The following is a 22,566-nucleotide window of genomic DNA, read 5'->3' as shown; positions in this document are numbered from 1 at the left end:
GCCTGACGCCCGTGGAGGCTGCGGCCGAGTGGCTCAGACCATTGACAACCAAGGAATCGCCAAGCGCGGGGCCTGGACAAATCCGATGAACTGGTCCGCCGTGCCAGGCAGTTGTTCGACCGCGCGACGCCGGCGCCGCGGCATTGCAGAATCTCCTTATGTGCACCCGCTACATCAGCCCGGAAGTCCGCGAGATCGAGGCCCTTTGGCACGTCGGCCCGCGCAATCAGAGCGGCTGGGTGCGTGAACTCCATCCGCTGCGCCCGGGCCCCTTCATTCGCCGGGCCAGTGATGGTTCGAACGATCTTGTCGTGGGGCAGTGGGGAATGATTCCGGCCGACTGCGAAACGCGCATCCCCATGAGCAAGCCGAGAGGTCTGGGCGACAAGCCGAAGCGTCTGAGCACCGTGAACGCCCGCAGCGAAACCGTGTCGAGCAGGCCGACGTATCGCGATGCGTGGAAGCGAGGCCAGCGTTGCATCATTCCGGCGTCGTCGTTCGACGAGCCCAACTGGGAGACGGGGAAAAACGTGTGGTGGCGCTTCGAGCGCTCAGACGGACAACCTTGGGGTGTCGCCGGAATCTGGAGCATGTGGACCGATCCAATCACCGGCGAGATCGTGCCCAACTACACCATGCTCACGATGAACGCCGATGTGCATCCGTTAATGAATCGCATGCACAAGCCGATGCTCGATCCCAAGACGAAGCTATCGTTGCCGCCGCAACAACAGGACAAGCGATCGCTCGTGCTGGTGGAACAGGTTGACTTCGACCAGTGGCTTGCCGGTACAGTGGAAGAAGCCAAAGCGCTCGTTCAGTTGACGCCGGTGGAACTGTTCAACGCGGGACCGGCAGACCAGCCTGCGGCTGCTCAGGAGGCGAGACTTTTACTGTGAACTGCATGTCTTAGCACCCTTGACGTCTGGTCGTCAGATCTGACATCGGGTGGTCTGCGTTGACTGAAGGCGAGTAGGCATCGGCGCAGTTGGAAACCATCCGCCTTCCCAGTCTCAGATTTGGCGTTGGCATTAGGGCGTTAGTGGCTCATTTGCTGCTGCATCTGCTCCGGTAGCCAAAACCGGCTGGGGTAACGGTGACTTTCAGTGAGGCTGCCATCGCCTCCGACGACTCGCTTCCGAAGGGAATCCTGTTCGTCTCGTCCGGGATGGCAAAGCTTCCGAACATATAAACGACTTGCATGGTGATTTTTACGGTCGCTGGCATCGTTGTTGAACCACGGCGTGGTCACCACGATTGCCTGCACTGCCCGGTTGGCTTCGTCAGGACACCGACAGCCGGGACGTTCGTACAAAAGCTGGACTGTCACGATCCGGCGATGCATCGGCGGCGTATTGGATGGGACATAAAAACAAACGCGGCAGGCCCCAATTTCCGAGCCACTTGGTGGTGGCCTGCTCACCAATGGTGCGATACCCGCCGCGAGTTAGCGCCTGCGCGGGTCGCGTCATCCTCTGGCAACGGACAAACCTTCCCAGGCCTCTTTGCCGTGAAGTTCGACGTTCTTTCAGGCCCAGCAAACGAACTGGTCGGGTCGAATGAGAATGAGGTTTGCCTAGCGCTCGACTGCGCCTTTGCAGTCGTCTTGCACGATCGTGAGCGGCATGCGCAACTCAGCTGCAACGTCGCGAAAATCCTTGAGGACTTTGGCCTTGGTGCCAAACGCCAGCAGTGTGTAGCCAGAGCCGAGCGTCTCGTAGACATTGCAGCCCGAAGGCGGCATAGCCGGCGCGAGATGATGGCCCGACCGCACACCAGCCTTTGAAAAAGTTTTTCTCCGGCAGTCGATGGCGGTTGTTTCCGCTGGACTGATCGCGAAAGACCGCCGACCCGTCGAGGGGGAGAAATCGATCACGTCGCTGCGGCGCAATCCCTTGATACTGATGGCTGGGCCGTCGGACTGTGCCGCTCAACTCGGGCAGCTGGCAGCGTTGCAGAAAAGCCGCAACGCAGTCGTTAGAACAGCGCGCAAACTGACTGGCCGCGGTACATCGAGTTAGGGCGGGCGTGACCGCCTTTTTTTCGATGATGTGCCTTTGGGGTGGTCACCATGCGCGTGCGGCAAGCCGACCCGTTGCACGACTCGCCTGTCCAACCGGTCACAGTGGGGACTACGCCTGTTAAGAACGTAACGCATTGGCAAGCGGTGTCGCGGAGACGCCGCATTTGAGGATGTGTCTGAAGGTGCCTATCCGCCTGCCTCAGCGCTTCAACCTTTTTGCGTGTCACGCTTCTACGACGTCGAGTCCCTCCAGAAAATCCGGTGCGACCATGCTCCGGAGGGCATCGTCGTAAGCCGTCGAATCGAAATACGATCGAAGGAAACGCAGATCCGGATCGGTTTGCAGCAGGGCTTCGAGCTGTTCGGTGTTGGCGACCTGCTTGCGTGCCAACCGTTCGCCCAGCCGCGCGCAGAGGAACCCAATGGCCCGAGTCTGGCTTTGCAGACTTGGCGCACCGTCGAGTGGCATTGCCACCCGGTCCATCATGGCCACCTTGTCGACCAGTGACGGTGGCAGGCTCCACGAACTGAGCAGCAGGCGTCCCACCTCCGGTGCAGCCAATCCGATGGATGCCTGTTGCCGCTCAAAGCGTTGCAGCAGGCTTAGCGTGTCCGCATCAGGCGCTGTGCGTTGGTCCGCGGGCCGGACTAACGCACACGCAAGATGGCCCGTGAAGGACAGGACGACGTGCGTGGTCAACGAGGCGGGGTCGTCCAGGTCCATGCGTTTCGCGAAGCGATGGCACAGTTCGCTCGCGATAGCGCTGGACCTACCGATTTCATCGAGAGACGCGCGCATGGCTGGGTTTGCTGTCTTGAAGGACTCGTCGAGCAGATAGCGCAGGCAGATGTTGCGCACGCTTTGCAGGCCAAGAAACGTGATGGCTTGGCCAATCTGCAGTATGGGCGCTCGGGCGCCGTACAGCACTGAATTAACCCTTGCCAGAATGCGGGCTGCCACGATTGGCTCCCCTGCTACCAAGTCGCCGACGTAGTTCGACGAAGCACGCGCGACGAAGTCGAACGACAGCAACTCGTGGAATGCCCGTGGTGGTCGTGGCAGGTCCTTGAATTGTTTTTCAAGTTGATCGCGCACGTGGGACTCGGCCTCGGCGCTTGGAATCAGGCGGAAGTTTTCAGACGCATGCCATTGCGCCGCGGCTGCTTGGGCGTAATCCGGCTCATCCGCTGCGACGTGGATCAGGTCTGTCACCGCGGGCAGCGATTGCAAAGGGGGTGTCGTGTCCTGCAGGTGTGCGCCCCGTCGACGGTCCGAACCGATCCGCGATATCCCTCGTGTCACGGAGCAGAAGTCGACGAAGGCACTCAGGATGCGGTGCATAGGATGTTTGAAGTCGAACAGGCGAAGAGTCGCAAGAAGGCGGGCGTTTCGGACTCTGGTGGTAACTCATGGATCGTAGTTTCAAAGGTGGTCATCGCATGCGGCAGTTCGTCACAACAACGTTCGTTCTTTTGTTGGAGCTCGGCCAAGTACGCGTTCAACAGCATCTGAAGGTACGCCGTCGTTGTCAAAAGCGATCCAGTGCCCACACGCATTCAGGTGCGGGTTCTGCGGTTGGCTCGCCGGTTCAGAAGACGTTGCCCAAGCCACCCCCGCAAGCGCAATTCATTCACATTCCGGCCACAAAAATGAACGGCTTGGTTCAAATGTGATTTGGCTGCGACTTCGTTCCTGTCCGAATCACGGCGGAGATCGAATGATGCGGAGAAATGCGCTGTGAGTTTCAGAGTTCGGCAATGCCAGTCGCTAAGTCATCGCGCGGATTCGGCAGAAACTCGGGACAAAGTGATCAATGCCAAAGAACAGCAACATCCTTCGGGAGTGGACATTCTGGATTCGCACCGAACTCCATGAAGAATGCCGCGCGCATCTGGAAGTCACCAAGCTGAAAGAGCTGCGTGCGCAACCCGGCTGTCAGCGCGCTGTGGCGCTGTTTCGCGATCTCGGCGACGGCAGCACCGAGGTGGCCGTCGTTTCGACCTGGGATTTGATGGAAAGCATCTGTGCTTTCACAGGCGCGGAGACGCTCCGACCCACCATTGCGCCTGCAGACCGCGCCAAGCTCATTGACCGTGAACCGGTTGTGCGCCATTACCTTGCGACGGATCTGAGCGCGATCGGCATCATGCCGCCCGAGTAGAGTTCGTACTACTTGCTTGGTGCGGCTGCGCGCAAAGAGCGAAACGCATTGATGTTGGCTGCGAGCCCGCCAATTTTGGTTCCGCGATTTCCGTGCATATGAGGAGCTGCCTTTTGGTTTTGACGATTCATCGATGCACAAAACTCATACGTCGCCAATGCGGCGCCACAGAGTGACAGACGGACCCCTTTGCAAACTGGCGGCATTGCGCTTGTACAAGACGCTGCTGCTCGTCTCGGGCGCGTGTCTCGTGTCGCTCGCAAACGCCCAAATGCCCGTGTACGTCACTGGTCCTGCCAGCGCCGACGGCATTGGCAAGCGCTATATGGGTCGAGAGATTGCGCAGGTCATGGGTTGGCAGGGCGCAGCCTGGCTGGACCGCGAAGAACGCGAGAGGGAGGAGCGCACGGATCTGTTGCTCAGAGCCCTGGACCTGAAGCCCGGCATGGTCCTGGCGGACATCGGGGCCGGCACCGGGTTTCTGTCGCGGCGCATGGCACGGGCGGTCGCGCCGTCGGGCACGGTGTTCGCCGTGGATGTACAACCTGAAATGCTCGTCCTGCTGCGCAAGGCGGCGCAGCAGGATGGCCTGTTCAACGTGACACCCTTACTCGGCAGCGAGACGGATGTGAAGCTGCGACCGTCCTCTGTGGATCTGGCCATCATGGTCGACGTCTACCACGAGTTAGCGTATCCGGATGCGGTGCTTGGAAGCCTCGTCAAGGCGCTCAAGCCCGGCGGCCAAGTGGTCTTTGTCGAGTACCGGGCGGAAGATGCCAGCGTGCCGATCAAACCGTTGCACAAGATGAGCGAAGCGCAGGTCCGGCGCGAAGCGCAGGCGCTGGGCCTGACCTGGGCCCGAACCGTCGAAACGCTGCCTTGGCAGCATGTCGTGGTTTTCAGAAAGGCCGAGTAGGAGATTTTGCGTGCCGCATGGCGAATACCGTAAAGAGGCTCCGCGAGAAGCAACTTGACCGCTTCAGGAGTTGGGAAAAGGGGCGCGGCGCGCTGCTTGTCTAAAGTGCTCCGCACAGTGCGAAGGAATAGACGGTGTCTTGTGCGTCGACATAGCCGCGCTGTGCTGGCAAAGTCAGGGTCGCGATCGACTTGTTCGGCCCGCCGGTGATGGCATTCGTGAAAAGACGCGAGACGCCAGTGCGGGCTGCCGGGACACCCGCCGACTTGCCGCACGGCTTCACGACGACGTTCCTGATGTGCTTTTTGTCGTGGTGCACAAGCGCCTGCCGATCGCCGTCCACTACGCAAAGCGTGCCGTCCTCGGTTTCCAGCACGTCCCGAAATTGATCCCAGACCGCCGGTATGGAAGGCTTTATACCGCCCAGATCGCAACGTGCGGATTTGGCATGGGCCACCAACTCCGCGTGCAGTGCTTTGGAGATGCAAGAGACCAGCTGCTCGCTGTCGTCGGAGGGATGCGCGAAGCAGAAGGTCGAGAGCGAGGCATCGCACTCGAAGAGCTGTTCAAAATGGGCGCGTGCATAGGAATCGCGCAGCGTTCGGTCGAGCCATGCCGGTGCCCACGGCAGCATGAAATATTGCGCGTCGGTCGGCCCCACGATCCAGAAAACGGATCGCCGTGCCGCCGTCTTGCCAATCCAATCCGCCAGCGCCTGCATTGCCGCTGCACGCTCGCCGCTCTCGAACGCGAAGCTGGCCTTGCGCACGATGGTGCCAGGACCCCAGCCGCGCTTGATCTCGCAAGCGATGAGTGCGCCTGCAGACAGGTGCACCCGGATCTCGGCGGCGGCCAGAAAGTTGGCGATTTTCATCTCTTCGATTCAATCGAAAGACGAAGCAGCCAGTAACTACCAGAAATGGTAGGTCGGCTGGGCGGTCCACGATCAGTTCAGGAGACCGGACATCAATGCCTGCACCACCGCCGCCGTCTTGTTGGCCGCCTTCATCTTGTGAATGACATTCTTGATGTGAAAGTTCACCGTGGGCATCGAAATTGAAAGGATGTCGCCGATCTCGCCGGCCGTCTTGCCGTCGGCGCTCCACTTCAGCACTTCAATCTCGCGGGGCGTCAAAGGCGCCTCGGGTTGCAGCGTGAACTTCGGCTTCATGAGGCGAGAGAGCGACAGGTGCGCGGCCTGCACCAGCCAGCGCATCTCCATTTCCTTGTGATGCAGTTCCATTTCGCTCAGGATTTCGCCGGAGCGCGACAGGGTCAGCATGCCGCCAACACCGAAGCCATCCAGGCTGGACTGCGCCCATCCCACTCGGAGGCCCTGGTCCTTCGCTTCAGACCACAACTCTTGCGCAGCACCGAATACGTCGTCACCCCATACCAGTGGTTCCTGGCTTCGCTGGCCATGACGCACGCTCGGGTCGATCGCCAGATAACCCGCTTGCTGGTAACGCGTCTGCCATGGCTCCGGATAGTTGTTGAGCGTGATGACTTTCGGATTCGACACGGGCACTGCCAGGCGCAGGCCATAAGCGACATGCTCGAAGCCAAGCGTCCTGGCGGCCGATACGAGGGCCTGAAAAACCACAACTTCGTTCTCGGCACGATCGAGCGCGGTTAGGAGGCTCTCGGTGAACGATGGCATGAATCTGCAGGGCGGTTGATCGATTGAGACCAGGCTTTGGCAAGCTCGGTTAAACAATGGCTAGCGTCATGTCCAGTGCAGTGTGCGCCCGCAGCGGCCGCCGGACACGTCCAAGGGGTCAATCTACCTCATCGGCAATACGTGAGTCGAATGGCTATCGGCTCTGTTATCTGTCATCGTTGTCGATCCGTGGACAACTTCGCAGTTGCCCGCAGCCTATGAAAAGTGACGGGTTGATCTGGCGGCCCGACGCACGCAAGCTCACACCCCCGCGCGATCAATGCGAGCGCGCCATTCCCCATGGGAGCCGTGATGAACAACCATCCTGCCGACGGACTGCTGCGACTGCATCAACGACAACTTGGCGCCATCACGTTGGTGCACCTGATGTCGGGCATCGACGATGACGCCCTCGCAGACGGCACGCACCGCTGCGGCAGCAGCACGACGCTTTGCGGTTACACCGAGTGGGTCAGCGCCGAGGAGCCGGGCCTGACACTGGGCTGGGACTGGCAACTCGAGACGCATTCGCCAGCGCCGAGGGTGGTCCGCCTTGGCATGCCGCGAACCAACGTCCTTGTGCTGAGAGGCGAACTGGACCCGTTGCCGTGGGAGCAAAGCCTCGAAGTCATGGCTTCGCTCATTGATGCGTTCGACTGGAATACGCCCGCCTTCGAAGCGGTGTGCGGGCGCTACGCGAGCTGACCTATCAGAACTGATAGTTTCGCGCGCGCCGGGCCGGCGCTGAAATGCCCGATACAACTTCGGGAATGAAGCAAATGGAAATACTGGCAGGCCGGCCTGGTCATCTGGCACAACACGTCCTCGACGATGTTGGTCGCTACCGATACAAGGTTTTCGTAGAGACGTTGGGATGGGATCTTGTTACTCACCAAGGTCTTGAAAAAGACCAGTTCGATCATGACGAGACGCTCTACATCGCAGCGCGCGATGAGGCTGCCCAGGTGGTGGGTGTGGCGCGTTTGCTGCCCACGACCAGCCCCTATCTGCTGGGGGAGGTCTTTCCTCAATTGCTGGGCGGTGCGGCACCACCCTGCGATTCAAGAGTGTGGGAGCTGTCGCGGTTCGCGGCGGTGGACTTCAACGCACCTCACGGCAATGCACTCAGTCAGTTTTCGTCCGAAGTCGCCGTCGGACTTCTGGAAAAGGCTATCGAAGTGGCGGCAGCGCACGGTGCCGAACGCATCATCACGGTGTCCCCATTGGGGATCGAGCGGCTGCTGCGTCGCGAGGGCTTCCAGGCGCACCGCGCCGCGCCGCCGATGATCGTCGACGGTCATCCGATCTTCGCGTGCTGGATCGAGGTGGAAGCACGAAGGAAGGCTGTCGCGCCAGCTCACTGATGCTTGCCGTAGTTGTTACACGCCCTGGCGACCGCGAGGCGGTACGAGCCTGCCAGCATGTATTCAAAAAGGATGGCGCAGACGCCGGCTGCCTGACGCGGGAAGAAACTTGTCGGTCGAAACGCTTGTGCCGGCTGTGCGTTAATGATGTCGCTGCTGGCTCTTAGGCAGGGCCATGACGCAGGCCGATCCCACACAAGTTCCAAGCTAATCGTCAGTTCACATCAAGCAGTACCGGCCGTCCGAAATCCATAAGGCTTTCGGCGAATAGCAGTTGCCGTGCGTGTCGCAGAAAAGCGCGGCGCGACTAAAATGCCAGCGTCGCACTTGATGTTCGAACTGGAAGCACATGAACGCCCAGACTGCCTTTGGAGAGGAGCAGCTTTTTGCCCTGCCGGAATGGACCATGCGGCTGGTGGCTACAGGCGCCGCCGCCGGGACAGCAACTTATCAGGCAGATGTGTTCAGGGATGGGGAATGGGTGTGCATGCTCGCGCTCGACGGACATTTCCCCGATCGTGCTGCTGCCAGCGCTGCACTGTCAGTACGGCTTCGCGCATGGCTGGGCGACTACGAGCGCAAGCCCCTTACGTGCGACAGTGGGTTCCAGGTTCTGTAGCGCCCACTTTTTCAAAGTTTGCCAACGCAAAAGCCTCGCCGCCTCGCGTAAAACGCTTCAGAATAACGACAATTAGCTACTTGCAGCGCACTTGCGACCCGATGTCAGACAGGTTTGAATGCTTCGCAAAAATGGTGGCTTTTTCGGACTATGTGCGACGCGCCAAAGGGCTGACGCCGTCGGAGTTCAAAACGCTCGCCAGCTCGGTTCGCCGGAATGATATGGACCGTGCTGGGAATACCGCACAAGTAGCCGGGGCCATTGAATCGGTGGCGACCGCGCGGGCAGTGATCCAAGCTATTGCGATGAAACGTGATGCGCCAGCGGCCACGCTGTTTGAACGACTTTCGGATTGGGCGGGGACGTCGTTCTAGCTTCACACGCGGAGTCCCGTTAATCAGCTATCGCAAGCCAGCGGCTAGTGGCAGGTGCACATCCAGCAAGGTGTTACGGTCACGGCTGAGCGGGTGGTGCTGTGCACCAACGGCTACACGGACGACCTCTGGCCCCAGATGCATAGATCCATCAGCCGTTCCATCATGCCCAAAGGGCATGTGTCATCCGATGCCCGCAATCTGCTGCTGTGTTACCGCATCGACCATACCGGCCGACTGTTGATGGGCGGGAGGGGAACATTCAGGGAACCGGTCCCAGGGCAAGCCGGTGACTGGTCGCATCTCGAGAACGTTGTGGGAAAACTCTTTCCGCAAGCGGCTGCCATCCCGATCGCTTACCGGTGGTGCGGGCACGTCGCGATAACCCGGGACTACCTGCCCCATCTGCACGAGCCAGCGCCGGGGCTGTTGATCGACATCGGATGCCAGGGCCGTGGCGTTGGATTGCAGACGCGCATGGGGCAGGCACTGGCCGCCTACATCCACTCCGGGGACAAGGCCGAATTGCCGGTCGCGCCCTCTGTGATCAAGCCGTTTCCGCTGTATGGGCTGCGTCGCTTCTACGTGTCGGCCGTGATCGGCTGGTACCGGTTCACTGACCGGGGCGTGTGAGTCGCAGACTCAGAAAGCAAGCATGTAGATCGAAGCACCGCGCCCCGTTAAGCGAGTCGCTTCGCTGGCTCATGGCTGTCTACGCCGGTTGAATCTTGACCCACCGGGGATGCGGATAAAAACTTGGACTGGTTTTATGTTGTAAGTCCAAGACTCTCTCGGTATTCGTTGGGGCTGGGAGACCCGAGGGAGATATTGATCCGCTTCTCGTCGTACCAGCGGATTTAGGAACCAACTTCCTTGCGAGCCGCCAGCAATTCGTAGGCGATGAAACGCGATGCACCGGCTACGAAGCTTTTCGAACGGCTGTCGGATTGGGCGGCAGCCGTCGTTTTGACGGAAACTGGTCGTTGGCTAGACGTCCTTTTAAATAGACATTTATGCGTCTTCTGCCTAATATGTGGCGTATGAAGGACAAAATACGTCTGCCGACCGATCTGGGTGCCGCGGTGCAGCGCGCACGAAAAGAAGGCAAATTCAAAGCGACTGACATTGCGGCACGTTCGGGTCGTGCGCGCAACGTTCTCTATCGCCTGGAGCGCGGGGAAGACGTCACCGTCAGCTCTTTGCTCGATATCCTGCGCGCCATGGACCTGACTATCCGGCTCGAGCGGCTGGGCATGCCGACTCTCGCAGATGTCCAGCAACGCTTTGCCCAGGATGAAGACGACGATGCTCCCTGACAAGATCAAGCAGCTCGACGTCGAGATCAGTAACGCTGCCGCCGGGCAGCTGTTAAAGCACTCGATTTACGAATTCCGATATCTGAGCAGCCGCGACGACCAGCCCGCAGTAGCGCTGCTCATGCCGCCAAGCCAGCCGACCTACCAGGATGGCGACCTGTTTGCGGTCATGGACCAGAATCTTCCAGAGGGCGACCTGTATCTGCGACTGCGGGCCATGTTCCCCAAGCAGCCACTCACGCCCATGCACCTCTTGGCGCTGGTGGGTTCGAACGGTATCGGCCGTTTGGGCTTCCGGCTCCCCGGCGCACGTGTAGCGGATTCGCCCGTGCACATCTCGCGTAAAACATTGCTCGAGATGCGCTACACCCCGGAAGTCTTCGACGCACTGGTGCGCGCTTATCTCAGTACGGGGGCCGGCATTGCCGGGATGCAACCCAAGATCATGGTGCCGGACCGTCCCACCGTCCCGATCCCGACACTCATCGTAAAGACTGCCTCTGCGGTGTATCCCGGGCTGGCGGCCAACGAGTTCCTGTGTCTGACGGCAGCCAGGATGGCCGGGATAGTGACGCCGAGCTTTGATCTCTCGCATGACGGCCAGATGCTTCTGGTCGACCGTTTCGACATCGAGACCGACGGATCGCGACTGGGCTTCGAAGACATCGCTGCATTGATGGGCCTGCGGGTGCGCGACATCCAGTCCGATCGCAAATACCATGGCAGCTATGAGCGCGTGGCGGACCTCCTGCGGTACATCCGGTTGCCCAGCGACAGCCTGTCGCGCTTTTTTGAGCAGGTGGCGTTCAGCATCATGGTGCGCAATGGCGACGGCCACCTCAAGAACTACGGAGTGCTCTATCACTCCGAAGCAGACTGCCGACTGGCGCCGATGTTCGACGTCGTGACGACTGCCATCTATCGGTATGCCCGTTATGCTGGGGGGCCGGAACTGGAGGACAGGACGCTTGCGCTGAAGCTCTTTGCAGGAACAGGTCAGACCCGAGCCTATCCCACCACGGAAGAACTCCACCGCTTCGGCAGCACGGTGTGCGGCGTGGCCAGACCCGGGGAAGTGCTCGGTCGGATCGCTGATGCGATGGATACGACATTGCGCAACGCCGCATCGGACGAGCGGGTTCCGAAGGTGCTGCTGGAGCAGATGACGCCGATCTGGCAGGACGGGATGACTTACGCCAAAGGTTGAATTTTTGCTCTGCGGCGTGGCTCAAGCTTTCTGGGACCAGCGCAGCACAAGACGTTGCGTGAGCGCGACGCGACGACCATGCCTTGATGCACAGGGCCGCTTCGCAGCGATGCACCGCTTACGATCGATTCGAAGTTGGACTTGGAAAGGGAGAAGCGAATGAGGAGCCTCAATACAGGCCTTGTGATATCGGCCGTGAGTTTCGTGGCATCCATCAGCGCGTACGGGGCCGACCTGTCGAACAACGCGACAGGACCTGAACAGCGCGAGGCTGACTTGCGCGTGATCGCCGCGAGGTGCGGAACGCCCGCGTTCGAGAGCGCTTTTTTCAGGCAGTCGACCGCGGCGGTCAAGGCTGGACTGATCTCCAAGGATCGCACGCCTGTTGACACCGAGAAGAAGATCACTGCGCTGCGTCGGAGTGCCTTCGTGTTGGTTGCGTCCACTTCCGACTGCCCGGTGCAATTGGCCCAACTTGCGGCACTGCAGAAAACCCGAAGTGCGCTCATCAAAGCAGCACGCCCGGCCTTTGAAAAAGGGCATTGATTCCACGCCGAACACATCGGTCAACGCTCATCGCGTCCACCCACCTTCATTTGTGCAACGCTGCATGCCAAGCAGCGTATGGCGTGGTGTGAACCATGTGCCGATTCAGGTCCGGTGAGCTATCCGACCACTAGACCGGCCCGCGCTCGCCGAGGGCGTGCTTCGCTGCATCGACCTGTTGCTGTGCCGGCGCCAGTGAAGGCAAGTCCGTTTCTTGTTTGGCCACTGATACCCTGCGTCGCGCCGCCATAAGCTGGTCCACCAAGGTCTGCCTCTCCGCGGAGCCCAGCGCAGGATTTGCGGTGCGCCACAGTCGCCCGCGTACGACGATGTAGCGGCCATCCGGTGTGGTCGGGGGAGATGGGGTCGTCCGCGTGGAATCAGGCATGTCTGTCGCGTCGCGCTTTGTAGAAGCCTCAGCTGTTGTTCCTCCAGACTGTGCGACGCGGCTGACCGGTCGGGCCCTTCGGCGGGCGACTCTGGCCATGTAGGCCAGGAGCGCGACTTGGGTTCCTCTGTCAATCGCACGCGAAGTTGTGATGTTTTTACTTTCGGCGTCGCCATGCCGGAGTTTCAATGAGGCAGTTCACTTTCTCTTCACATTTATGCCTGACGCACACGAGCTGATCATCGACGAACCGATTGCGGGCCATTTTTTCTGGACGCTGGTCCAGCAGACGCAGGCCGGCGAAAAGCCGCTGGTGATCGATTTCGCCATGGGGCCGCTGCCGAGCAATCAGGCTGCACTGGATGCTGGCAAAGCCTGCATGATGCGGCGCATAAGCGGTAGTTGGGGCGCGTCAATGGCGGCGACGCCGATGCATGAGCCGATGTCAATTCCCAGGCGCAGCGAGCCCGTGTAGTTGGGCCAAGCGTGGCTGAGGCCGGCTGCGTCCAGGGTTCGACTCAGATGCTACTTGCCCAGGGCAATCGAGGCGGCGACGCATATCGATGCTGTTTCGAGACGGCGTGCATTGCGGTGCTCAGCGCGCTCTTTCAGGAGGCGTGCGGCGCGTTGCTTCGTCGTACTTGCAAGGCGATGTCCGCAGTGGCTCGGGAAGAAGTTGGCTCGGCAATGTCGCTGCGCGGCAGATGCCGATGACAGGTCAATTTTCCCTCACTACGTAAATGTAAATAAGTACATACCTAATAAAGCAGCTGGAACAGGTGAGGTCCTCTTCAATTTGCGCGCCCCTATTCATCCAAAACTTGCGGTCCCTTACCGGCGGACTGCTGACCTAGTTCAGCGCGGATCTGGGAGCCAACAGTGTCGCAAGGGAAGTCGGCGAGGCGATAGTGATCACCCATCTGTGCGGCCATCTCGACGACGCGCAGACACAGCTCGACCATGTTCCCGTCGAGCTTGTCGCCCGGCCGAATCAGGCCGACGGCAACCGCCGCTTCGGTGAAACGATCAATCGGGTCGGCCCCTTCCCCGACCGGATCATCGTCTTCGTTCTCTCGACCTATCGTGCTCAGAAAGCCCATGCCCATGTCAAAACTCCTTGCGTTGCTGACACAGCATGCAGGAGCTTGAGGTCGCGGTCCAGCCGTGGCCGCATTTTCGTCTGATGTGGATAGGAACAGGGCAGGGGAGGGCTTGCCTGTGTGTTCTGAGACTACCCCACCGTTCTCGCGTTCAAGGCCCTGTGCGCGCTTTGCGTGCTCGGCGCGTACCGCGCGCCTATGGCGACCTTGAGCGCTGCGCTGCGGCGAGGAGGTCTGGACTCACGCAGGCATTCCGCCTGTGACATCGACAGGGCTCTCTCATGACCGCATTCACTGAATTCAATGAAAAACAACGCCGCACGATCGAGGCGCTGCACTCTTTCTTCGGCAACGACGCCGAAGCACTCTACGAAGCCCATGGACGGTCGCTCCAGAGGCTCACGTACTTCGCACGCGAGTCATCGCTGCCGGGATGCCATAGCCTGGTGACGAGCCTGGCGCTGGCGCAGGAGCTGCTGGCCGAAGAGATGACCGATCGGCCGGTGTTCGATTCACCGACGGCCGTCTCCGAATTTCTGAAGCTGCACTTCGCCGGTCAACCGTACGAGAGCTTTGCGGTGCTGTACCTGAACGCACAACACGCCTTTGTTGCCTTCGAGGATGTGTTCCGGGGCACGCTGACGCAGACCAGCGTCTATCCGCGCGAGATCCTGGTCCGGGCCTTGCATCATCAGGCCGCCGCTGTGATCCTGAGTCACAACCATCCGTCAGGAGCAGCACAGCCATCGCGTGCGGACGAGGCACTGACGCAGACGCTGAAGACTGCGCTGGCGCTGATCGATGTCCGTGTGCTGGACCATGTGATCGTTGCCGGTACACGTTCGTTGTCGATGGCGGCGAAGGGGCTGATGTGACGCATCGATGCAGCGACCGGACTGCCGGTTGCTGCTTCCCGTGCACGGTCCCTCTGTTCGTGAGTTAGTACGCGCGGACCAGTTTTTGCTTGAAGAGGTGGAAGGCCGCGGACGTGAAAATGAGAGCAGCCATGCATGACATCGACGCTGGTGCCGGAAACAGCCAGCACACGTGACCCAATCGGGGGAGCGGACGTGGCGAATCAGGGAATGTATGAAAACCAACAACACGTGTGCGGGCCTCGTTGTACTCACACCCGCCAGCGCTTAGGCCCGACCATGGGTCTGTTCAGCTTTTTGAATAAGAGAAAGATGCCTTCGACACTCGAAGCGGCGATGGCGTCCCAGGCTGCGGACTTCGTCCGGGCGTTCTCCAAGCCCGGCGCACCGATCGACGGTGCGTTGCTCGACTACAGCCGTGGCTCGCTAGAACTGGTGGACCGCGTTCTCCAGGACTTCTTCCAACAGAAGGCGCCGCTGCCGGACGATCTGCACTTCCTTGCATCGGCTTACGCATTCGAAGTCGCACGGCGTGCATTCGGTGGGCGTTATTTGCGTAGCGATGAGGACAACCCGTTCGTGTTGGTCATCGGCCCGACGGATGCAGAGGTCGGCGTTTGCTTCATGGGCAAGGTTCGTGGGCGGGCCCTCAACGGTCCGGAGGACAGCTTGATCTTCTTCTACGACGGCATTGCGCCGCTTGTAGCGCGCGGAGTGAGCGCAACGTTGATCTGACCGGCCTTTTGCAACGGCATTAGATAACTTGTTCCTGCACAGATGCTTCCTGTGCGTCGCCGGCTTCACCGGCCACGCTGACGTGCTGCGCATCGAGCCGCGGTGCGTCTCTACCCTCTCGGGCTTCCATCGCTGACGCCTTCGCTCCTTGCGTCGCTGCGCCCTGACGGTCGCCTCCAGGGAGAAGGCCAGTCGGCCCTCTCCCGCCGCCCTGCGGTTGGCGCCCACTGGGGTCCGCGACCAGGCTGCGCCTGCTCGCCCTTTTTTAGTTTCTTGACTCCCTTCGCATCGGCTGCGCCGGTGCTGCGCGCTGCGCTTGCTCTGGCCAGCCGCACCTGCGGTGCGTGAAGGCGCTGCCGCGCGGCGTTTTCGGTTGCGCGAAGCCGGACCGCCGTGCTCTCCGTTTCCTTGTGTTCCTCGCCATTCCCGGTGACTTTGCATCCGATCGGCCATCGGACCGGCTCTCGCCTGCAAGGGGGTGTTCATAACGCTTGCGCGTTACGAAGGCTTCCCCCTTGCTCCCCTGTCCGCTCTTCTGCCGCAGCACACCGGGCGACGAACTCAGGGAAACGGCGGCGAGATCCGGGAGCCGGCCACTCGCCCCCGAAACCATCAATTGATGGGCTCGGAATCTAAGGACCCGGCAGCTCTTTCAACACCAAGCAACATCAAGGAAAACACCATGCAACTCGCTTCACGTTTTGGCCGTAACTCTCATTCGTACCGCAGTGCCTTGCCGCTGACGGACGAGCAATTGCGAAGTGTTGCGCCGTCGATCTTTGCCGAGGCTGCGCATGAAAGCCGGTCGGAGCGGTACACGTACATCCCCACTTCGACCGTCCTCGAAGGTTTGCGCAAGGAAGGCTTCGCACCGTTCATGGTGTGCCAGACGCGGGTGCGCAACGAGAGCAAACGCGACTTCACGAAACACATGATCCGGCTTCGCCATGCGAAACGGATCGATGACCGCGAAGCCAATGAAGTGATCCTGCTGAACAGCCATGACGGCACCAGCAGCTATCAGATGTTGGCGGGCATGTTCCGCTTCGTCTGCAGCAACGGCTTGGTCTGCGGCGACACCGTGGCCGATGTTCGCGTGCGTCACAAGGGCCAGATCGTCGACAACGTGATCGAGGGCGCCTACGCGGTGTTGCAGGGCTTCACGCAGGTGCGTGAGGGTCGGGATGCGATGCGCGCTGTGACGCTGTCTTGCGAAGAGGCCACGGCTTTCGGCCGCGCTGCCCTCGCCCTGAAATACGAGCCCGACCTCGCCAAGCCGGTACCGGTCACTGAAATGCAACTGCTGGCGCCGCGCCGTCATGCGGACATGGGTTCCGACCTTTGGAGCACCTTCAACCGGGTTCAGGAAAACTTGGTGCGCGGTGGTCTGGCAGCGCAGACGACCAACGGGCGCCGGCAACGTACCCGCGAGATCCAGGGCATCGATCAATCCGTGAAGGTCAATCGCGCGCTGTGGGTGCTGGCCGAGGAAATGAAAAAGCTCAAGGCCTGAGCACCCAGACGAAGCCCGGGCGCTGTGTCACCAGCGCCCGGATTTGCTTAACGGGCGATCGGCGGTGCGTCTTTCGACTTTTGCACCTCGGCCAACGGAGATTTCAAGTCCAACGCCTTCGGCGAGCGATCGGCGGATATGGCAAGGGTCGCCTTCTGCATCGTCTTCAGGAAAGTCTCCAGCGCCTTTGGCGCCTTGATGTTCTCTTTGGCCCATTCGGTTACTTCGCGCTGGACGATCTCGGCACGCAGCCTGTTGAAGGGCACGACGTCACCTCGACCATGATCCTGCGCGTAGCTCACCTCCATCTGCGAACCTGGCTTGAGCTTGCCGTTGTCGACGGCCGCGTTCAACTCCGCACCGTTCGACAGCTTGGAAAACTCATGTACCACGGCGACGTTGGCGTTGACTCGCTGGACGATGTGCGTATCGGTGATGTACAGCACCTGCCCTTTGTAAGGCTGGACGGTGTTGTTCTTCGCCAGGCCCAGGTTCACTTGCCCGGTGGTCTTGCTTTCGAAATTGGCTTTGGCGTCTGCCCATTCGGATCGCGCCATCGGCGCCGTGATCACTGTTCGTTCGGGATACTTCGCTTCGGCGACGGTCGAATCGGTTGTGGCTTTGACGCCTTCTGCAGTTTTCGTATTCATCTGACACTCCCTGATTTGTAAACGCTCCCGTATGCCGGGAGCGAGGTACGGAAGGCTGGAAATCAGCCACCGTGAAAACACGCTGCACACCCTCTGGTGCGGTCAGATCCTCTCGAACTTGGCTGTGAATTCATCGACCAGACCCGCAAGGAGCTGGCTCGACATGATCGATACCTGTGCGTCCGTGAGGTCCTCCTGTGCGTTCATCTGCTCCACAAGATCAGTGCGCTCCACGCGCTTCTTCAGCGACGGGAAAAATGGCTCTGTGCACGTCTCTGGATTTGCGCCGGCCAGTGCATAGAAATCCGACTGCTCGACGGTGCAGTTGTATGCACGCCATTTGGCGACGGGTACCTCGAGCGGTACCGGCACCGATCGTTCCGCCCCGTTAAGGCGAACCGTCTTCATCGGCACCGACCGGAAGCGCTCGAGGAAGTACGGGTCGGTGTAGTAAATGATTTTGTCGGCTTGGATGACGGGTATCCCTGCGCGCACGATCAGTGCCTTCTTCTTGTCCATCGACAGCAGCTCCTGAGGCAGCATGAGCGGCCTGGCGATAAGGCCTTCGGTGGCGGTGTCGCTGCTGCTCGAACCCATGCCCGTACCGGTCAGCCGTCGTGTCCGGTTGTTCACTGTGACCGTCGTGTTGCCGATCAGCTTCGAGTAGTCCTCGGCATCCTTGACCTCGTTCGGGGTGAAGACGATCCGCGATCCCATGTTCGAAAGGATGTTGTGTGCGTCTTCTTTGCCGTACGCGGCCTCGAGCTGTGACTTGTCCTGGATGATGATGTCTAGCCGCATGTTGTAGCCGGCCATGAAGCCGACACCCTTGGCGATCGATTCGACTTTCCCGATCGAGGTGAACTCGTCCATGATCATCAGGCACTGGTACTTCAGCGCGGGGTTGTCTTCTGGCAGCTCTCCGACGTTTTCATTGATGAGCTGAGAGAAGAACAGGTTCACGATGAAGGCTGCCTGCACGACTTCCTTGGCTGGGATGTGGATGTATATCGACACCCGTTTCTTCCTCACATCCGTCAGGAAGAAATCGTCACCCGAGGTTGCCTTGTCCACGACCGCATTGCCGAAGACTGCGAGCGGTGCCACCAGCGTGGCCACGATGTTGTTGAGCGTCGCATCCGGGTTCTTGACGAACAGCTGCAGCGACGTGATGCACGCGCTCGAAAGAGGGAAGTCACATTTGGTCGGGTCGGCGCGCAGCTCCATCACTTCCATCAGGTACTCGGAGATTGATTTGCCCTTGCCGGTGCTCTGCCGACGGATCTCGCCGATCGTCTGAGGCAGGCCCGGCGTTTCGAGGACGAGTAGAGCGAGGCCAACAAAGAGGTTGGCCGCGGAGTCTGGCCAGAACGGTTCCTTCGGGTTTGCCGGATAGATCAGCTTTGCCAGTGCCTGCAGGCCATTGACGCGGAAGTTCTGGTCTTTCGAGATGTAGCTCAGCGGGTTCCAGCGCATCGAGCTTCCCGAGAACGGATTGAAGTACACGACCTCGTTCTTCATATGCTGTTTGCGGAACGCGCTTGTGAGGCTGTAGTTCTCGCCCTTGATGTCGAGCACCACCACCGAGCCGTCGAAGGTGAGAAGGTTAGGGATGATGTGGCTCACGCCTTTGCCGCTTCGCGTCGGCGCTGCGATCAGGTTGAACTCGTATCCCGGCAGGCAGAGCAGGCTGCGCTTCGTCATGCCCGGACCCAGGCGACCGAGCAGGATGCCGTTGGCCGCCCGCAGACCCTCGCCCTGCACGTCTTTGTGCGAGGCGAAGCGCGCGTTGCCATGCACAGGCTCGGGGCGCTTTTTGAGCGCATACGCGAGGAGAAAACCGGGCACGCCGAACGACACTGCGGCGGCGACCAGCACGCTGAGGTAGACCTTCTTCAAATCGACCGGAGTCTGGGCCTCGTCCCAGCCTTGCCCGATGGTGGCGAAGCTCACGTTCTGCGGCAGCTTCTTGTGCAGCAGGAACAGCACAGCACCGGATAGGAAAGTGGTCGCGGCCAGCAGGCCACCGATGACAAAGAGCGACACCGCCCCCAAGGTCATTTTGAAACGGGTTTTCATCGAAGGCCGTCTCAGTGAAGGCTGACCGCGAGTTTCTTGTCGGGGTCGTAGTAGATCTCGCTGATGTACCGGGCACCGTCGTCGCACTGGAACTGGATGATCATGTCTATCGTGAGCGTCAGCAGGCGCTTGATCACGTCGAAGGTCAGGTTGGCGCCGCCTTTGGAGTCCTGGATCATGATGGCCATCTGCTCCATTGCTTCGGCCGGACTGCCGGCGTGCATGCTGGTCATGCTCCCCGGGTGACCTGACGCCGCCACGCGCACGTAGTAGAGGCACTCGTCACCGCGCACTTCGGCCAGAAGGATGCGGTCGGGCTTGGAACGCAGGCAGCACTCGAGCAAATCCTTTGCCGACACATCGGCAGCACTCAGGCCGCCTTTGCTGTAGACCAGGTTCACTACGTTCTGGTGCGGCAAGTGCAGCTCTCGCACGTCTTCGATGGTGATGACCCGTTCGTGCAACGGGATCTCGCGGCCCATCGCCTTCATGAAGGTGGTCTTGCCGGAGCCGGTCTTGCCTGCGAACACGATGTTCAGTTTGGATGCGACGGCAGCGCGCAGCGCGCCCTCGTAGTTTTTTGCAGCAAGCATTTGCTTGATGTCGATCTCGTGCTGGCGAAGGCCCGATGTGACGGGTCGCACGCGATCGAAGAGGCCTTCGGCCGCATAGTCGGCAAGTACGCGGTTTTGCTTGGACACTTTGCGCATCGTCATCGAGGGCTTGCCCACCGGCACTGCGGGCTCGCCGATGAACTGGATGCGCGAGCCATCGGGCATATCGGCGCTGATCAGCGGATTTCTTCGGGACAGCTCCTGGTTGCTGAAGACCGCCACAGCGATGCCCAGCTGGCGCATGTGCACGGCCGTGAAAGCAGGGCAGGGGGTCGAGTCCCAGACGGAGCTGCGCTCGAACCAGACTCTGCCGGGTTCGTTCACTGCGATTTCCGTGATCCTGTCGTCGTCCATCAGCTCGGCGAGCGGGCTCAAGAAGCTGCGCACTGTAGTCGACCTGTCGAAGGCCTGAGCCGTCATGTCGGTCATTGCGACACCACAAGCTTGTACGTCGAGTCGAACCACATGTCGCGGTTCACGTAAATCATGATCCGGTCGCCGCGATTCTTGTAGAGCGTGGGTGGAATGTTGATCGTCGAATCGAGGATCTTTTCTGCAAGGCGGTTGGTGCTCGAGACGCTGTTTTGCGGCATGTACACGTTGGTGGTAGTCGAATTCGTGTTGGCGTTGTTCTGGGTCTTGGCCACCTCGTAGCCGATCGCGTCCTGCACGAAAGAAAGCAGCACGGCGGCGCCGATGCGCTGGACCCAGTGGTTGTCGACATAGCCGCCGGCGCCGGTGGTACCCACACCATCGGCCACCGGCGAACTCACGTCCACTACGATGCCGAGCGTTGTCTTGATGCGGTCCCACATGACTGCGATGCGCTCGTCGCCCACCTTGAGGGTGCTGCCAAACGTGCCCTGCGCGTGCGAGCCCTTGCCGAGCAGGACGACCTTGCCGTCATCCGAATAGACATTCTCCGGAATCACGCAGCTGGTTGCGCCGGCGACTGTCGAGTTCAGCTGGGTTTCCAGGATGCAGGGTATCCACGATCCACGTGCCAGCAGGTAGGAACGATCGCCGAAGTTGGCGGCTGTCGCCTGGGGCGTGGCCGTCGCTGGCTGGCCCTTGGCTTCGCTCGCCGCTTGCGTCTGGACGACTTTCAGTGGGCTGGCAGTGGCGGCTTGCGCAGCGGTGCCGCCTGCCGGCGTTTTGGTGCCTGAGGATGAGTCGTCATCGAACATCGACACTTGCGGTGGCTTCGGCGGCGGTGCCGCGGCGGCTTGACCCTGCGGGGGTGGGGGCGCTGCGCCATCGGTGCGCAGCGGGATTGCACCGCTGCCGCCTGCTGGTGGCGAGCCGGCGGGCTTCGGCGCCGCCTGAGCGGCTGTAGGGGCCGACACGGCGTCTCCAAAGAGGTGACCGCCCCGCGCGCCTGTATTGGCCGCCTCCGCTGCCTTCTTGGCCTTGTCGGCCCGGTCGGCAGCCCATTGCTCCCGATAGCCGCCGATCACGTGGCTCAGAAAAAACATGAGTCCGATCAGCACTGCGGCCATGGAGATGGCTACGACGATCCCGCGGTAGGAGCGTTTCTTCGGCTTGCCGCCCTTGAACTCGGTGGGTTGGTCGACGTCGCTGGGCGCGTCGGACTCGAAGGCCTGGACCGGGTCAGTCATGCCGCACCTCGCGCCTGATGCCGCTGATGGTGGTCCCGTCGACTGGCGCAGCGCCTGCGGCGTCGTAGGCATCGTTAAAGATGCCGAGCAGTGAGGGTCCCGAACGGAGGTTCCACGAGGCGCCCACGGCATGCATCACGACGTACTCACCGTCCTTGTGGGAGTTGACCAGCCACTCGTCCTTGCTGCGCGGGGTTGACTGGTAGATCGCGGGAACGGGCAGGTTCGCCGGAAACTTGAAGTATGTGAATCGGCCATCGTCGAAAACTTCCCGCGGCTGGATGTCGCTGCCGACGGTCGTTGTTTCTACGGAGTAGCGCATGTTCCTGGCGGCCTTCAATGCATCGCCGAGCGGCGATCTGGCATCCCTGATTTCCTTGCTTTGTTTCTCCATAGCTTCAGTCGATGTCGTCACCTCTGGGTAGCTGAAGATGATCTTGGAGACGAAGCCCGGCGGCGGCGTACCTTTGCCGGGCTTCATGTCGAAGACGTAGGACCTTGTCTTGGTGGCCAAGATCAGCGTCATGGGACGCGCGTCATCAAGTGGGCGCACGTACATGCGCGAACCGTTTTTATAGACCTCCCAGTTCGACATCTTTCCGCCGGCCTTGTCCTCGATCGGTTCCTTCGGGTCCATGTCGATGAGGATCGGATGATCGGCGTAGCCCGTGGCGCTGACGACCATGTTGTCTTTGTATTCGACCCGCCGAACGCGGCTCGATTCGCCGGAGACGGCCGAATAGGTGTCTGCGCTGGCCTGAGCGCTGCCGGCGGCAAGGCAGATCACAAGGATGGCTTTGATCATG

At 60.6% G+C, this 22,566-nt stretch carries 24 protein-coding genes and 1 pseudogene; 15 read left to right on the top strand and 10 right to left on the bottom strand.

Annotation, left to right across the window (positions count from 1 at the left end; translation table 11 throughout):
- Positions 1 to 158 precede the first annotated feature (158 nt).
- On the top strand, positions 159 to 899 hold the full coding sequence (locus QN413_RS21325) for an SOS response-associated peptidase (RefSeq protein WP_323498587.1): 741 nt from the start codon (positions 159 to 161) through the stop codon (positions 897 to 899).
- A 677-nt stretch (positions 900 to 1,576) separates the two neighbouring features.
- On the opposite strand, the gene QN413_RS21320 is transcribed toward QN413_RS21325, so the two are convergent.
- A complete protein-coding gene (locus QN413_RS21320) occupies positions 1,577 to 1,744 on the bottom strand; it encodes a hypothetical protein (RefSeq protein ID WP_323498586.1) in 168 nt (55 codons plus the stop codon).
- A gap of 502 nt (positions 1,745 to 2,246) precedes the next feature.
- Positions 2,247 to 3,254: an HDOD domain-containing protein gene (locus QN413_RS21315; RefSeq protein ID WP_323498585.1), complete on the bottom strand. Its 1,008-nt coding sequence runs from the start codon at positions 3,252 to 3,254 to the stop codon at positions 2,247 to 2,249.
- Between the two features lie 583 nt (positions 3,255 to 3,837).
- On the opposite strand from QN413_RS21315, the gene QN413_RS21310 reads away from it, so the two are divergent.
- Together QN413_RS21310 and QN413_RS21305 are read left to right on the top strand one after the other, a co-directional pair.
- Positions 3,838 to 4,185: a hypothetical protein gene (locus QN413_RS21310; protein ID WP_323498583.1), complete on the top strand. Its 348-nt coding sequence runs from the start codon at positions 3,838 to 3,840 to the stop codon at positions 4,183 to 4,185.
- A 211-nt stretch (positions 4,186 to 4,396) separates the two neighbouring features.
- Complete coding sequence (locus QN413_RS21305; protein ID WP_323498581.1) at positions 4,397 to 5,101, top strand: class I SAM-dependent methyltransferase; 705 nt, start codon at positions 4,397 to 4,399, stop codon at positions 5,099 to 5,101.
- 100 nt (positions 5,102 to 5,201) lie between these two features.
- On the opposite strand, the gene QN413_RS21300 is transcribed toward QN413_RS21305, so the two are convergent.
- On the bottom strand, positions 5,202 to 5,975 hold the full coding sequence (locus tag QN413_RS21300; protein WP_323498580.1) for a hypothetical protein: 774 nt from the start codon (positions 5,973 to 5,975) through the stop codon (positions 5,202 to 5,204).
- Positions 5,976 to 6,047: 72 nt separating this feature from the next.
- Positions 6,048 to 6,761, bottom strand: a complete 714-nt coding sequence (locus QN413_RS21295; protein WP_323498579.1) for an autoinducer binding domain-containing protein — start codon at positions 6,759 to 6,761, stop codon at positions 6,048 to 6,050.
- A gap of 312 nt (positions 6,762 to 7,073) precedes the next feature.
- Here QN413_RS21295 and QN413_RS21290 point away from each other — a divergent pair, with 312 nt between their 5' ends.
- The 9 genes from QN413_RS21290 to QN413_RS21250 all read left to right on the top strand — a co-directional run bounded on the left by QN413_RS21290 (position 7,074) and on the right by QN413_RS21250 (position 13,050).
- The gene (locus QN413_RS21290; protein ID WP_323498578.1) at positions 7,074 to 7,466 is read left to right on the top strand and encodes a DUF4902 domain-containing protein; all 393 of its coding nucleotides are present in this window, start codon (positions 7,074 to 7,076) and stop codon (positions 7,464 to 7,466) included.
- A 65-nt stretch (positions 7,467 to 7,531) separates the two neighbouring features.
- Positions 7,532 to 8,125 (top strand): acyl-homoserine-lactone synthase, encoded by a 594-nt coding sequence (locus QN413_RS21285; RefSeq protein ID WP_323498576.1) that lies wholly within the window; start codon positions 7,532 to 7,534, stop codon positions 8,123 to 8,125.
- 349 nt (positions 8,126 to 8,474) lie between these two features.
- Complete coding sequence (locus QN413_RS21280) at positions 8,475 to 8,744, top strand: hypothetical protein (protein ID WP_323498575.1); 270 nt, start codon at positions 8,475 to 8,477, stop codon at positions 8,742 to 8,744.
- Between the two features lie 101 nt (positions 8,745 to 8,845).
- On the top strand, positions 8,846 to 9,118 hold the full coding sequence (locus QN413_RS21275) for a hypothetical protein (RefSeq protein ID WP_323498574.1): 273 nt from the start codon (positions 8,846 to 8,848) through the stop codon (positions 9,116 to 9,118).
- Positions 9,119 to 9,172: 54 nt separating this feature from the next.
- Positions 9,173 to 9,751, top strand: a complete 579-nt coding sequence (locus tag QN413_RS21270) for an FAD-binding oxidoreductase (RefSeq protein ID WP_323498573.1) — start codon at positions 9,173 to 9,175, stop codon at positions 9,749 to 9,751.
- A 380-nt stretch (positions 9,752 to 10,131) separates the two neighbouring features.
- Positions 10,132 to 10,434: a helix-turn-helix transcriptional regulator gene (locus QN413_RS21265; protein ID WP_323498572.1), complete on the top strand. Its 303-nt coding sequence runs from the start codon at positions 10,132 to 10,134 to the stop codon at positions 10,432 to 10,434.
- Positions 10,424 to 11,641, top strand: coding sequence for a type II toxin-antitoxin system HipA family toxin (locus QN413_RS21260; protein WP_323498571.1), 1,218 nt, complete (start codon positions 10,424 to 10,426; stop codon positions 11,639 to 11,641). Before QN413_RS21265 ends, QN413_RS21260 begins: the two co-directional genes overlap by 11 nt.
- 159 nt (positions 11,642 to 11,800) lie before the next feature.
- Positions 11,801 to 12,187, top strand: a complete 387-nt coding sequence (locus tag QN413_RS21255; protein WP_323498570.1) for a hypothetical protein — start codon at positions 11,801 to 11,803, stop codon at positions 12,185 to 12,187.
- A gap of 539 nt (positions 12,188 to 12,726) precedes the next feature.
- Positions 12,727 to 13,050 (top strand): hypothetical protein, encoded by a 324-nt coding sequence (locus QN413_RS21250; protein ID WP_323498569.1) that lies wholly within the window; start codon positions 12,727 to 12,729, stop codon positions 13,048 to 13,050.
- A gap of 331 nt (positions 13,051 to 13,381) precedes the next feature.
- On the opposite strand, the gene QN413_RS21245 is transcribed toward QN413_RS21250, so the two are convergent.
- Entirely contained in the window at positions 13,382 to 13,681 is a 300-nt protein-coding gene (locus QN413_RS21245; RefSeq protein ID WP_323498568.1) for a hypothetical protein, read from the bottom strand.
- 437 nt (positions 13,682 to 14,118) lie between these two features.
- Here QN413_RS21245 and radC point away from each other — a divergent pair.
- From radC to QN413_RS21230, 3 genes and pseudogenes are all read left to right on the top strand, one after another.
- Positions 14,119 to 14,550 (top strand): annotated as a pseudogene (gene radC, locus QN413_RS21240) (RadC family protein); the annotation flags it as partial.
- A 135-nt stretch (positions 14,551 to 14,685) separates the two neighbouring features.
- Positions 14,686 to 15,285, top strand: a complete 600-nt coding sequence (locus tag QN413_RS21235) for a hypothetical protein (RefSeq protein WP_323498567.1) — start codon at positions 14,686 to 14,688, stop codon at positions 15,283 to 15,285.
- A gap of 682 nt (positions 15,286 to 15,967) precedes the next feature.
- Entirely contained in the window at positions 15,968 to 16,798 is an 831-nt protein-coding gene (locus QN413_RS21230; RefSeq protein WP_323498565.1) for a DUF932 domain-containing protein, read from the top strand.
- A gap of 47 nt (positions 16,799 to 16,845) precedes the next feature.
- Here the strand turns inward: QN413_RS21230 and QN413_RS21225 are convergent, their stop codons facing one another.
- From QN413_RS21225 to QN413_RS21205, 5 genes are all read right to left on the bottom strand, one after another.
- Complete coding sequence (locus tag QN413_RS21225; RefSeq protein WP_323498564.1) at positions 16,846 to 17,448, bottom strand: hypothetical protein; 603 nt, start codon at positions 17,446 to 17,448, stop codon at positions 16,846 to 16,848.
- A 102-nt stretch (positions 17,449 to 17,550) separates the two neighbouring features.
- Positions 17,551 to 19,527: a type IV secretory system conjugative DNA transfer family protein gene (locus tag QN413_RS21220; protein WP_323498563.1), complete on the bottom strand. Its 1,977-nt coding sequence runs from the start codon at positions 19,525 to 19,527 to the stop codon at positions 17,551 to 17,553.
- Positions 19,528 to 19,538: 11 nt separating this feature from the next.
- Positions 19,539 to 20,570, bottom strand: a complete 1,032-nt coding sequence (virB11, locus tag QN413_RS21215) for a P-type DNA transfer ATPase VirB11 (RefSeq protein ID WP_323498562.1) — start codon at positions 20,568 to 20,570, stop codon at positions 19,539 to 19,541.
- The gene (gene virB10, locus QN413_RS21210) at positions 20,567 to 21,760 is read right to left on the bottom strand and encodes a type IV secretion system protein VirB10 (protein ID WP_323498561.1); all 1,194 of its coding nucleotides are present in this window, start codon (positions 21,758 to 21,760) and stop codon (positions 20,567 to 20,569) included. The genes virB11 and virB10 overlap by 4 nt, the downstream gene beginning before the upstream one ends.
- Positions 21,753 to 22,565, bottom strand: a complete 813-nt coding sequence (locus QN413_RS21205; RefSeq protein WP_323498560.1) for a TrbG/VirB9 family P-type conjugative transfer protein — start codon at positions 22,563 to 22,565, stop codon at positions 21,753 to 21,755. Before QN413_RS21205 ends, virB10 begins: the two co-directional genes overlap by 8 nt.
- Between the last annotated feature and the right edge of the window lies 1 nt (position 22,566).

This window comes from Variovorax sp. LG9.2 (genome assembly GCF_035018885.1).
GTDB lineage: Bacteria > Pseudomonadota > Gammaproteobacteria > Burkholderiales > Burkholderiaceae_C > Variovorax.
The sequence above is the reverse complement of the archived record's forward strand: the minus strand, read 5'-3'. Positions and strand labels throughout refer to the sequence as shown.